The sequence below is a fragment of the Pseudoalteromonas sp. S2721 genome (assembly GCF_005887425.1).
GTDB classification, from domain to species: Bacteria; Pseudomonadota; Gammaproteobacteria; order Enterobacterales; family Alteromonadaceae; genus Pseudoalteromonas; species Pseudoalteromonas simplex.
This window is the reverse complement of the sequence record NZ_PNCZ01000035.1, coordinates 56,812-69,720: the sequence shown is the minus strand read 5'-3', so window position 1 is coordinate 69,720 and position 12,909 is coordinate 56,812. Positions and strand designations below refer to the sequence as shown.

Annotated in this window: 11 protein-coding genes; 5 read left to right on the top strand and 6 right to left on the bottom strand. The window is 41.0% G+C overall.

All coding sequences use genetic code 11. The features are described 5' to 3' along the window. Positions 1-78 precede the first annotated feature (78 nt). Positions 79-1,521, top strand: a complete 1,443-nt coding sequence (locus CWC02_RS13785; RefSeq protein WP_138618806.1) for an aminotransferase-like domain-containing protein — start codon at positions 79-81, stop codon at positions 1,519-1,521. A 66-nt stretch (positions 1,522-1,587) separates the two neighbouring features. On the opposite strand, the gene CWC02_RS13780 is transcribed toward CWC02_RS13785, so the two are convergent. Beyond that, on the bottom strand, positions 1,588-2,388 hold the full coding sequence (locus CWC02_RS13780) for a YggN family protein (RefSeq protein WP_138618804.1): 801 nt from the start codon (positions 2,386-2,388) through the stop codon (positions 1,588-1,590). Between the two features lie 391 nt (positions 2,389-2,779). Between CWC02_RS13780 and CWC02_RS13775 the strand changes: the two genes are divergently transcribed. Next, complete coding sequence (locus tag CWC02_RS13775) at positions 2,780-2,968, top strand: PA3496 family putative envelope integrity protein (protein ID WP_082389337.1); 189 nt, start codon at positions 2,780-2,782, stop codon at positions 2,966-2,968. A 52-nt stretch (positions 2,969-3,020) separates the two neighbouring features. Here the strand turns inward: CWC02_RS13775 and CWC02_RS13770 are convergent, their stop codons facing one another. The 3 genes from CWC02_RS13770 to CWC02_RS13760 form a co-directional block, all read right to left on the bottom strand. Continuing rightward, positions 3,021-3,503: a glutathione peroxidase gene (locus tag CWC02_RS13770; protein WP_138618802.1), complete on the bottom strand. Its 483-nt coding sequence runs from the start codon at positions 3,501-3,503 to the stop codon at positions 3,021-3,023. A gap of 107 nt (positions 3,504-3,610) precedes the next feature. Next, positions 3,611-3,910, bottom strand: coding sequence for an AzlD domain-containing protein (locus CWC02_RS13765; RefSeq protein ID WP_058585371.1), 300 nt, complete (start codon positions 3,908-3,910; stop codon positions 3,611-3,613). Beyond that, the gene (locus CWC02_RS13760; RefSeq protein ID WP_138618800.1) at positions 3,907-4,614 is read right to left on the bottom strand and encodes an AzlC family ABC transporter permease; all 708 of its coding nucleotides are present in this window, start codon (positions 4,612-4,614) and stop codon (positions 3,907-3,909) included. Before CWC02_RS13760 ends, CWC02_RS13765 begins: the two co-directional genes overlap by 4 nt. A gap of 137 nt (positions 4,615-4,751) precedes the next feature. Here CWC02_RS13760 and CWC02_RS13755 point away from each other — a divergent pair, with 137 nt between their 5' ends. Then, entirely contained in the window at positions 4,752-5,402 is a 651-nt protein-coding gene (locus tag CWC02_RS13755; RefSeq protein ID WP_138618798.1) for a cytochrome b/b6 domain-containing protein, read from the top strand. A gap of 221 nt (positions 5,403-5,623) precedes the next feature. On the opposite strand, the gene CWC02_RS13750 is transcribed toward CWC02_RS13755, so the two are convergent. Together CWC02_RS13750 and CWC02_RS13745 are read right to left on the bottom strand one after the other, a co-directional pair. Then, positions 5,624-6,076, bottom strand: a complete 453-nt coding sequence (locus CWC02_RS13750) for a c-type cytochrome (RefSeq protein ID WP_138618796.1) — start codon at positions 6,074-6,076, stop codon at positions 5,624-5,626. A 103-nt stretch (positions 6,077-6,179) separates the two neighbouring features. After that, entirely contained in the window at positions 6,180-6,650 is a 471-nt protein-coding gene (locus CWC02_RS13745; RefSeq protein ID WP_054554628.1) for a DUF2721 domain-containing protein, read from the bottom strand. Between the two features lie 226 nt (positions 6,651-6,876). Here CWC02_RS13745 and CWC02_RS13740 point away from each other — a divergent pair, with 226 nt between their 5' ends. Both CWC02_RS13740 and CWC02_RS13735 read left to right on the top strand, forming a co-directional pair. Continuing rightward, positions 6,877-10,581, top strand: coding sequence for a S8 family serine peptidase (locus CWC02_RS13740; protein ID WP_054554629.1), 3,705 nt, complete (start codon positions 6,877-6,879; stop codon positions 10,579-10,581). 130 nt (positions 10,582-10,711) lie between these two features. After that, the gene (locus CWC02_RS13735) at positions 10,712-12,895 is read left to right on the top strand and encodes a S9 family peptidase (protein ID WP_054554630.1); all 2,184 of its coding nucleotides are present in this window, start codon (positions 10,712-10,714) and stop codon (positions 12,893-12,895) included. Positions 12,896-12,909 lie beyond the last annotated feature (14 nt).

Below are 12,909 nucleotides of genomic sequence, written 5' to 3'. Positions count from 1 at the left end.
TATGTTCATTTTAATCCTCTTCTGTATACTTAACATATACAGAAAACTAGAAATGCAACCTATACAGTTTGGTGGGCTATGTCACAAGTTATCAGTCGTAGTAACAGTGAGTTCTTATATCAACAAGTTATTCAGCTAGTTAGAGATCTTTGCTTGCAAGGTTCGTTATTACCGGGTGAAAAGTTACCTTCGCTCAGAAAAATGGCAGACAAGCTCAACATCAGTATTCCTACTGTAAAGCAAGCGTATCAATTACTTGAAGGGCAAGGGCTGATCGAAGCCAGAGAAAAGTCAGGGTACTTTTTAAAGTCATCACAGTTAAATCAGTCTCGACCAAAGCGAGTTAGGCTCAGTCGAGAGCCTACCACAGTCAATAAGCAAGGCTTGATTGAGCAAGTCTACAGCGCTATCCACAAAGCTAATGTGGTGCCATTTGGTATCGCCAACCCTGTGGCTGCTGCACCGACAGATAAAGCACTGGCACGAACAATGCGCCGAGTAATGACACTGGCTGGCGCATCGGCAATTAATTACGGGCCGATGGATGGCTTTGCGCCACTTAAAAAACAACTCATTCATCGCTATCTGGACTTTGGTATTGGGGTTGATAGCGATGAATTAGTGATCACCAATGGTGCTCAAGAGGCGCTGGCGATTGCCCTTAAGTGTGTCGCTAAACCCGGTGATGTTATTGCTATCGAGTCGCCTTGTTATTTTGGCATTATCGAATTAATTGAAAGCTTAGGTTTAAAGGCACTGGAAATACCGCTGTGTCCTGATGAAGGAATATGGTTAGATGACTTGGCTCAAGCACTCGATGAGCATGATATAAAAGCCTGTGTGTTTTCTACCTCATTAAATAACCCTGTTGGCAGCTTTATGCCTGATGCTAAGCGTGAGCAATTAGTGGCACTGTTAGAGCAGCGTGATGTGGTACTTATTGAGGATGATGTTTATGGCGACTTACATTTTACGGCAAAGCGTGCGACGCCTGCACAAGCTTATTCAAAAAAGGGCTTAGTGATCACCTGCGCGTCGTTTTCAAAAACAGCCGCACCTAGTTACCGCATTGGTTGGATCATTGCCGGTAAGTTTGCAGAACAAGCAAGGCGACACAAACGCGCGCTTAGTTGCTCTGCGCCACTTATAAACCAGTGGACCTTGTATGAGTTTATAGCTAGCGGTGAGTACGACCGTAACATTCGTTTGCTTAGACAGCGCTTATGTACCAATAAAGAACGTATGATTTGGTGCCTGCAGCAATATATGCCAAGTTGTGCGCGTATAAGTAACCCGCAAGGGGGCTGTGTTATCTGGGTTGACCTTGGTAGCCAATATGATGCGGTAAAGTTATTTCATCTGGCACTAGAGGCGGGGATCAGTATTACTCCGGGGTTGATATTCTCAGCGGGTAAAAAGTACCGTAGCTGTTTTCGTTTAAGTTATGGCTTGCCTTGGTCTGAAAACTTAGAGCAGGCGATTAAAACGTTATCGCAATTGACTGTGCTGGCCAAAAAATAAAAAAGCGCAGAGCAAGCTCTGCGCGAAAGGACCAATTGTTTTGGTTCAGGGATGTTAATTAGTCAATTACTCTGCATTCTGTTTGAAAGTAAATAGTTGGTACTCTTTTAGTTGTGGTACTAGTACCACTAATTCTTGTTCTTTATGAGCGATATCTGCAAAGCTGCCGCATAATGCATCTGCACGCTCTTCAAGTTGAGCTGCCTGTGTTTCTACACGCGCTTCGATTTGTGCGCCCATGTTTTCCATACGTTGCTCAAACTCATCCATGTCGCCACCTGAACCTAAAAGTTCAGAGCCTAGCGCCACTAAAATACTGCCCATCGATTGCATCATGGCTGACTCGACAGCCGATTCGATTTTCTCATCGAATTGGTCTTCAAAGTTTTGGCCAAATTTTTCGAAATTTTGCTGACCCATGGTGAACGCACCTTGCTGATAGAAAGCGTTTTGTACTTCTACGCTGATATCGTCCATTAATTCTGAAATGTCGCTTAGGCCATCAATATTGAAAGCATTTGATACTTCTTCGATGGCCACACCTGCTATTTTTACGCCATCAAGTGCGATATTTGCTACTTCAGGAAGTTGGCTGCGTAAGCTGTCTGAGTAATCTGCAATTGCTTGCTGTTGTGAAGCATCAAGCGACACGCTTTGACCATCGATATATAAAGTGTGTTGATCGATGATTTTCATAGTACGATTATCGGCTGTGTAGACTTCTAACTCGCTTGGTGTGATGCGTACATCATTTATAAATTCAACATCACACTGCTCACCGCTGAATGAAATATTTGTATCATTATCGTTATGAGCCATTGCGCTGGTAGCGATAAATAAAGAACTTACTAACAATAACTTTTTCATTTTTTTCTTTCCTGTTTGAAATGACACAAATACATAATCAAATTGAATGCCATAATTTATAAGTTCAATTAATTCAATGGTTTGATGTGTTTTGAGGCTTTTTTAAAAATTGCGGGGAATAACTTTTTAACCATTTTTTAGTCAAATTAACTAAAAAATACACATGCATAAATGACTCTTATCGAAACGATAAAAAACTCTCACTTTTCAGAAATCAAATTTAGCGCTATTTATTCACAATATTGACATATGACCTATTTAGCATGGGTGTATGGCTTTATTTTGGTGGTTTTTTAGATACTAAATTACTACCGAGCTTTTTAATCTTTGCCAATTCATCGAGCAAATTTTAATCTCAAGAATTGGTCTCAAACACTTTATGGAGTGGGTTGTGGGTAAGACATTTAGTTATGACGCGCTAGATGACGATTTTGTTGAAGACGAGTACGAAATGGTCGGGCGTAATCAACACGACAAGAAAAAGCAACGCGTAAAGAAGAAGTTGGAAGACTATCTTGAACAAAAACGCTTGCGCAGAAACTTAGGCGATGACGACTTTGACGAGTACTTGAACGACTAAGCATAAATTTAGATAAAGAGGCAATTTGCCTCTTTATTGCTTTTAGACTTCGTTATTTGCCCAGTGCAGCTGCGATGTCTGACTCTAGCTGTTCAGGTTTTGTCAGTGGCGCATAGCGCTTAATGGCCTTGCCATCTTTACCAATTAAAAATTTGGTGAAGTTCCATTTTATTTTGCGGGTGATAAACCCCGGTAATTCTGATTTTAGGTATCTAAAAACAGGGTGAGCATGTTCGCCATTCACATCGACTTTGCTCATCATTAAAAAGCTAACGCCATAGTTAATAAGGCAGCTTTCTTTAATTTCTTTTGCATCACCTGGTTCTTGTTTGCCAAACTGGTTACATGGAAAACCAATTATTACTAAGCCTTGCTCATGATACTTTTCATGCAGTGCTTGTAAGCCTTCATATTGTGGAGTGAAGCCACATTTACTTGCAGTGTTTACAACAAGTACGACCTTGTTTTCAAAATCAGAAAAGTCAACGGTTTGGCCTTGTAGGCTGGTGGCAGAAAGTTGGTGAAATTCGCTCATAATGATAACTTTTTATTATTGTTGCATTGATTCTAACTTGCTTGGCATTTTTCTAAAAGGGTAAATTTTAATCAGCGGTTTTTCTTACTTGGCGTTAAGCATCGCAGCTAACTTAAAATTATAAACAATCCCATCCCTGCCAGTGTTGTGTAGTATATGTTATGTGTTTTATAGGCCACGATAACAGACACAACAGCAGCGCTTAGATAGGGATTTTGCCAATCTAGATTTATCCCTTCGTCATTAATAAATACAATGGGCACCCAAATTGCGGTGAGTACTGCTGGGGCGCTAAAACTTAAGAATTGCTGCATTTTTGGGCCGACTTTAAACGGTAATGCACGGTGCAAAAATAAGTAACGTGTGAAGAAGGTAATACACGCCATTAATAAAATGGTGGTCATCATTGTGTATGCTCCTCTTTTGCTTGCCAGCGACTAATTAGATAACCCACTGTCATAGCGATAAGGGCCGCAGTGACAAGCCAAAGTTGAAAGCCCTGATTTTTTAATAGCGTTGCAACAACGCCAGCGGTGATCACTGTAGCCAGTGTTGCAAGGTTCTTTACTCCCGGAATAACTAAAGCAATAAACGTGGCTGCGATGGCGAAATCAAGCCCTAGGTGTGTTAAATCGGGAAGGAGGCTTCCTGCGACAATACCTAGTAAGGTCCAGATATTCCAGGCAATATAAAAACTAAACCCGGCACTGAGTGCGTAAATAAGGCGCACTTTTGTGCGATAGGCTTTGCGATGATGCGAAAAAGCAAATAATTCATCCGTCAGTACAAAACTCACAGGCAGGCGCCAACGAAAGGGTTGATCAATGACTTTGTGGCGAATAGCTAAACCATATAAAAAGTGCCGTGAGCTAATAATGAGAGTGGTAAATAATATAGTTAAAAGCGGGGTATTGCCGGCCATTAATTCAATCGCAACGAGTTGTGCTGAGCCTGCAAATACCAATAACGACATAGCTTGTGTTGCTAAAGCACTGAAGCCATTTTGAACTGCTAACGAGCCACATAAAATTCCCCAAGGTAACACCGCAAGGCATAAGGGGAGCATGTCGAAAAATCCTTTTAGCAAGGCTCTTATTGTTGATTTATGCATCTTATCGCTCATGTTTGTTGTTATGGCTCAGATCAAAACAGCTAAAATAGAGGTGTGTCAAAATAACTGAAGTTTGCAATAATGTATAGCCGAGCCTGTTGCTGAAATCATTAGCGTCTTTTAAAGGGAAAGTTACAATGTCTAAAGTTAAAGTATGGGATGGCTTTATAAGAAGCTTCCATTGGTTATTAGTTGCGGCCATCGCAACCCTCTATTTTAGTGCTGAAGAAGGTATGTTGGAGCTGCATTTTGCTGCAGGCTACTTCACTCTAGCGCTTATTATTACACGTCTTGTTTGGGGTCTAATTGGTAGTAAAACGGCAAAGCTGTCTGCGCTTATTCATTCACCTGTTGCTGCAATTAAGTCATTTACAAGCAATGAACATAAGGCGGGTCACGGCGCGGCGGGTAGTTATATGGTGATAGCCTTTTTTGCGCTACTCATCGTACAGTTAACCTCTGGCTTAATGACCAGTGACGATATTTTAACGGATGGCCCGCTGGTGGCGCATGTATCCTCAGATACCGTAGAGTTTGCGGGTTGGCTCCATCATTTAAACTTTGATATTTTGTTGTATGCCATTGTGTTGCATGTATTAGCGATTGTGATTTACCGCATTAAGGGTAAGAACTTAGTGAAGCCTATGCTAACGGGCAATAGTGAGCAAGTTGCGGTTACTGAGCCTGTTACTAAATCACCGTTGATAGCTTTTGTTATTTTTGCAGTGTGCTTAGTGGTGCTATTTACGACTTGGGGTGCAGAGCCGCTCAGCTATTTGCTTGGCTAGGTAATCTAATACCAATCCGCAATAATACTTAATCATTTTGAGGGATAAAACCTGTCGCTACCTGCGTTAAAAATTTCTGATTTAGAACAAACTAAATAACGAAATTTTTGCCTTGCTATCAACGAGGTTCTATTGCCTCAAAATAGACCACTTAATTAAGTGAATTGGTATAAGACATTAAAAAAGGCGCTAATAAGCGCCTTTTTAGTTTAAGTTTTTAACTAGTCTTTGAAAGACTTATGGCAATCTTTACAGCCTTTAGCCCAAGCGCCAAATGCTTTACCAATTACTTTTTTATCGCCACTTTGCGCTGCAATTGCTAGCTCATCAGCATATTGTTGGAAAGCAACTGCTTTTTTCATAAAGGTTTCGTTGTCGCTCCATACAGCTGCAAGCGCAGATGTATCACCTTTATCAGAACCCGCTACGAAAGCTTCCCAAGGCATTTTAGATAATGCCGCTGCATTGTTAGCACGCTTTTGAAAACGTTCTGCATCAAAAGGTACTTTCCCTTTTAGCATATCGCCCATATCACCAATTTGTACGCGGATCATTGAAAATGCTGCCTGACGATACTCGATTGCATCGCTTGGCTCTTCAAATACAGAATTTGCTGAAGCGCCTAGTGCCATTGTTGAAAGCATTGCACCCACTACTAATTGTTTTAATTTCATTCCTTTTGCCCCTTAAGATGTCATAAAAGTAAACTAACTGAGTTGTATCTTAGCTCAATATAATATTCAAGTGTATTGCGGTTAATCTTAACTTAAGTTTAATTTAATCATTTATATCAATATCAGCGAAGATCATGCCGCGGCGCATGCTTCTTGTTGCTAAGAAAACCTCGCATAGTAAAGATAAAAATCCACATATCAGCAGCGCCATAGCGGCCACAAAGCAGCTAGCAATTGTCACGCTCAAGTTGATAGATTGAATATGCGATAAAAATAGACACATAACCACAGCACATACTAATAAAGCACTGAGTACACTTAGACTAAATGCAATATGGATGCAGCGAGAGCGTTTCAACAGTGCCCTTAGCTCCGTTGTTAATGACTTATTGAAGTCTTCATCCGTACTGACTTTAAGCTTGCGTTCTAACTGTCTCGCTCGATCGGTAATACGCGCCAAGCGGTTGGAAAGCACGCCTAACGTTGCTGCAATACCGGTAATTAAAAAGACGGGTGCAACAGCCGTTTGAATCACCTTTGCCATGGTAAGAATGTTGATAACTTCTGAATTCATCAGTCTCTCCGCTCATTGTTATATTTTATTTACAGTGGTTTACAATTTAAGTTTGACATTTAACCCATTTAAATCAGTCTGTTACAGTTTCTTTTCGGCAGAGGGGGCACTTTGTTGTAACCAAGCTGTTGCTAGTTTGTGTTTTTGAGCTTTATAGTCGTCGAACAATTCTAATATCATTGAATTGAGTAAATACAATAATATAAAACTCATCCGAGGGAAAATGATGTCTCCAAGTAAAATGAAGCGAACCGCTCTATCATCGGCTATTGGGTTAGCAATGATGTCTTATGGTGTTACAGCAGCAACACTTGATCTTAACAAGGGCTATGTTCCTGAAATATCTAATGTAAAAAGTTACTCTCAAGATAAAACAATTAACAATAAAACTCGCTATATTATTCAACTCGAGGATGAACCTCTTGCAACTTATAAAGGCGGAATCATCGGCCTACAGGCTACCTCTGCAGAGGTAACTGGGGAGAGTAAGCTAAATCTTTCTTCAAACCAAGCGTTAAAGTACAGCAGTTACTTAAAAGCTAAGCAAAAGAGCGTAGCTCGTGACGCTGTATCTATAAGTGGTGGAGCTGTTTCTCATACGTTTAGCACTTTATTCAATGGTGTTGTTATTGAGGGCGCTGAAGGTCAAAGAGAAGCTCTGGCTAGACTACCAGGCGTTAAAAAAGTATTCCTAGATACTGAATATCATACAGTAATGGACGCATCAATTGATGTAATCAAAGGTGTTGAAGCGTGGCAAGCATTAGGTGGTCAATCTGAAGCTGGTAAAGGTGTTAAGGTTGCGATTATTGACTCAGGTATTCGCCCTGAAAATCCTATGTTTTCAGATGTAGGTTTTACGGCTCCAGAGTTCAGTGAAGAAGAAGCTGCTTACTTAGCAACAAATCCTGATTATTGTCGAATGGATGGTGGTGAAGCTGACTTTTGTAATAACAAGTTAATTGTTGCACGTGCTTTTGGTCCAACTCCTTCTAGTGTTCATCCAGATGAGTATATTGGCTCTCCTTTAGGTTATGATGGTCACGGGACGCACGTAGCTGGTACTGCGGTTGGTAACCCAATGGAAATCACCTACCAGGGTAACAATGTGTCTATTTCTGGTGTAGCTCCTGCTGCTCAACTGATGGCATATAAAGCACTATGGCATACAGCTGATGGTCGCGGCAGTGGTACTACAACCGCGCTTATGTCTGCATTAGAAGCCGCAATTAAAGACGGCGCAGATGTTATTAATAACTCATGGGGTGGTGGTGCAGGAGCAAACCCTGCATCAAGTGCTTACAGCGACTTATTTACAGCAGCAGAAGAAGCAGGTGTTGTTGTTGTTACTGCAGCAGGTAATGATGGTAATGGACCACAAACAATTGGCTGTCCAGGATGTATCGAGTCTGGTTTAACAGTTGCAAATACCCAAACAGGCCGATTTTTTTCGCAGCAAATTGAGGTTGATGGCGAAAGCTATTTAAGTATTGAGGGTAGTAATGGCCTATTAAAAGAAACGCTTTCTTTACCGGTTATCTCTGCACAAGTTATCGCACCAGATAACTTTGAGGGTTGCGAAGAGTTTGCGGAAGGAATTAGTTTTGCTGATTCTGTTGCGTTAATCTCTCGTGGTGCTTGTGCTTTTAGTGTTAAAGCTGAAAATGCAGCTAAAGCAGGTGCTTCTGCAGTGATTATTCACAATAATGCTGCTGGTGGTGCGATGGGGATGTCTATGGATGATGCTCCAATCCCAGCTTCAGCTATTAGCCAAGAAGATGGTTTAAGCTTAGTTGAGTTATTGAAAGAAGCAGAAGAGCCTGTTATCGCGACTCTTGATCCAAGTGTGCAAAGAACTATCGTAGCTAAGTTCACTGATGCAGTTAATTCTTCGAGTTCACGAGGACCAAACGGTGAACCAAGCTTCCTAAAACCTGATATTGCTGCTCCAGGTACAGACATCCTGTCTGCATACTCTCCAGATGAGGGAAATGGATTAACATTCACGGCAATCTCTGGTACTAGTATGGCTAGCCCTCATGTTGCGGGTGCAGCTGCACTTATTAAGCAAGCACACCCAGAATGGGATGCTGTACAGATCAAAACCGCTTTAATGAGTACATCGAAGATGGATGGACTTCATAAAGAAGATCTTGTCACTAAAGCAGATGCTTTTGATGTTGGTGCTGGTCGCCTAGATGTACCTAGTGCATTAAATGCGTCGCTTACATTTAGTCACGGTTCTTATGCTGATCCTAGCTGTCTAAGCGTATGTAGCTTCAAAAATACTGTGCAAAATATGAGTGACACCTCGGGAGAGTGGACAGCTAAAGTAGTTACAGACATGGATGGTGCAGAAATCTCTATATCGCCTAGCACTATCACTCTAGAAGCGAATGGTTCTGTGACGACTGGAGAAGATAATACTGAGACACGCACCGATATTGCAGAGTTTAATTTAGATATTGACTCAACATACAATAGTGTTAAAGGTTGGAATTTTGGTCATGTTGTATGGACGCACTCTGAAACAGGTCAGGTAGCTCACCTTCCATTTGCTATATACGATAATGAAGAAACAAATGCGAGTTTCTTCACCGCTAATGTTGATGCTGATTCTTTAAACTCATCAACACCTGCGAAAGTAGGCGTTAAATTTGCTAATTCTGGCTTTGAAAACGAATTAACCGTTAATGTTAAGCTTGATGAAAATGCAGAGCTACTTAAAGGCACTTCACCTTTAGTGGAAGTTGCACGTGGAGCCGGTGAAGTAACTGTTAGTGAAGATAATAAAGAACTAACATGGACTGGTAAGTTAGACCCTAAAGTTATGACTCTTTCTGATGATAACTTGTTAGGTACGTTCTCTTTAGCAGAAGCTGGAGCAACAGCTGTTGCGTGCCCAAATGGTTGTGATGAATTTACGGTAACCGTTGATGCTGACTTTATCTATGATGGAAAAGAATATTCAGCATTTACAGTTTCTGATAATGGTTTCGTTGCTGTTGGTAGTGATGTGAACGTCAGTGGTGCGTGGTCTCCGCGTGCATTCCCTAATACTCGTACGCCAAATGGTGTTATTGCACCTTTATGGGCCGATTATGACTTAGCGGGTGGTGCAACTGGCGGTGGTGAGCTGTATATAGCAACACTTGAAAGTGGTCACATTGTTATTGAGTGGCATGATGTTGAAGAATACGCTAGCACTTCAGGTGATAAGTACACTTTCCAAGTTATTTTGAAAGAAGGTACGGATGAAGTACGTATTAATTACATAGATGTTCCAGCGTTACCTTCTGCTTATTCGGCTGGCGCTGAATCTGCTGATGGTGGTGTCGGTGTTGCACTAAGTACAGTTCCAACAGGGACAGCTCTTGGTCAAGGTTATATGGTTGAGCAAACCCAAGGTGGTACAGTTGAAATTCAGTATCAAGCATTTGCGAAAGACCGTAGCAACTATACTTCGGCAGATTCTGTAGTTACTGATGAAGAGCAAACTATCAATATCAATGTATTAGAAAATGATATGGGTGAATCTCGATTCACGTTTGATGGTAAGGCTGCTTCGGAATTAGATAATGCAGAGTTCCTTGTCCACAAAGGTGTGAAAGTTAAGGGTAGCCTTGAGTCTTCAACAGTTAAAGTTGTTTCTGCACCAAGCAACGGTACAGCAACAGTGAAAGAAGATGGTACCATAGACTATAAACCTAATGCTCAGTTCGCAGGTGAAGATAGCTTTACTTATACTGTACGTGAGAGCTCAGGTATGGAATCAGAAGAAACAAGTGTTTCTATTGTTGTAAATGATACAATTGCTGATCCAGCTCCTGTCGTTGAAGAACCGAAGAAAAAATCTTCTTCAGGTTCACTAGCATGGTTAACATTACTTGCTGCACCGTTCGCATTCATGCGTCGTCGTAAGCAAAAGTAATTATTTGAAAAATAAGTGATAAAAGGGAGCTTCGGCTCCCTTTTTACATTGCTTCACAAAGGCTACTTATAAATTCACGGTTAATTACTTATATTAGGGACTTAATAATAAAAATTAATTTAGGATCCCTATGAAAGTTGGCCACTCACTTTGTCTCGCGGCACTCTCTTTAGCTATTTTAACTGCCTGTAATAAAGCTCCTGATGACTCAAATGAAAAAGATACAATAAAACAATCGGGTGCAACTGAGTCGATTCAAATAGCAGCTCCCGTTGCTAAAAAAATACCTCATGAAATGACCATTCATGGTGACACACGTATCGATAACTACTACTGGATGCGTGATGATGAGCGCAAAGATGCCGCTGTTATTGCTCATTTAAATGCTGAAAATGCGTATGTTGAAAGCAAATTGGCACATACTCAAACGCTACAAAACACCCTTTTCGAAGAGCTTAAAGGACGTATTGAAAAGGATGACGATACCGTACCGACAAAAAAAGGGGATTATTATTATTTCTCACAAACGCGTGGTGATGATGAATATCCGGTTTATGTGCGTAGCCAAGATAGTCAAGGAGAGGGTAAGCAAGTTATTTTAAATGTAAATGAGCTTGCTAAAAATCATGATTACTTTGCTGTCACCGGTTTAGCTGTGAGTCCAAATGGCAATTTACTTGCTTACGGTGAAGATACAGTTAGTCGTCGCATTTACACAATTAAAGTTAAAGATTTAACCACAGGTAAAATGCTCACAGAGAGCCTTGAAGGCACGGAAGGTGATGTCGTGTGGGCTAATGACAACAAAACCTTTTACTACATCAAAAAAGACCTACAAACGCTGTTAGGCTACCAAGTATATCGCCATACGCTAGGCACCCCGCAAGCCGACGATGAACTCGTTTACGAAGAGAAAAACACCAGTTACTACACCGGTATTTACAAGAGTAAAGACCAACAAGAAATCTATATTAGTCATGGCAGCACCAGTGCTTCGGGTGTCTCGGTTATTGATGCAAATGATGTTAAAGCAATGCCGAAACGTTTTATTGAACGTGAAGCTGGGCTTGAATATGATATTCAAAAATTAGGTGATTGGTATTACATCGTTACCAATTTAAATGCGGTTAACTTCCAACTGATGAAAGTGCACCGCGATAAGGCTCATGATAAAACCAATTGGCAAACGATTATTGCTGGTCGCGATAAGGTTAAGTTTGAGGGTATTGAGTTATTTAACAATCACTTGGTTTATGAAGAACGTGAAATGGGGCAAACCCGTATCACTATTCGTGACCTTCGCAACCAACAAGAGCAAATAGTTGCGTTTAATGATCCAACGTATATGGTTTTTAGCTATGGTAATAGTGAGTTAGATAACCCTAATTTACGTGTTTACTATTCAAGTATGACAACCCCAGGTAGTAGCTACGATATCAACCTCGAAAGTGGCGAAAAAACACTGCTTAAACAGCGTACAGTATTGGGTGATTTCAACCCGAGCAATTACACATCTGAACGCATATATGTAACTGCGCGAGATGGTGTTGATGTTCCAGTGAGCCTTGTTTATCGAAAAGATAAGTTTAAAAAAGATGGCTCTAATCCGCTTATGCAATATGGCTATGGTTCGTATGGTGCGACCATGGATCCAAGCTTTTCTAGTTCACGATTAAGCTTACTCGATCGTGGTTTTGTATTTGCAATTGCACATATCCGTGGCTCGCAGATGTTGGGTCGTCCTTGGTACGAAGACGGCAAGTTACTTCATAAACAAAACACCTTTAATGACTTTGTTGATGTGACTAAATCATTGGCTGCTCAAAAATATGCAGATAAAGATAATGTTTTTGCCATGGGTGGCAGTGCGGGTGGCTTACTAATGGGGGCTGTTGTAAATCAAGCGCCTGAACTTTATAAAGGAGTGATTGCGGCAGTGCCTTTTGTTGATGTGGTCACGACTATGCTAGATGACAGCTTACCACTAACAACAAATGAGTATGACGAGTGGGGTAACCCGAACGATAAAGTCTATTACGATTATATGCTGTCGTATTCGCCGTACGACCAAGTTAAGAAACAGGCTTACCCAAATATGTTAGTCACCACCGGCTTGCATGACTCTCAAGTTCAGTATTTTGAGCCAGCAAAATGGGTTGCTAAGCTGCGTGAATATAAAACCGATGATAACCTATTGCTTTTTAAAACTGACATGGAAGCAGGTCATGGCGGTGCTTCTGGGCGCTTTAAGAGCTTACAAGACACCGCTTTATATTACGCATTTATGCTAGATTTAGCGGGTATCGAAAAATAATAACAACACAGGCA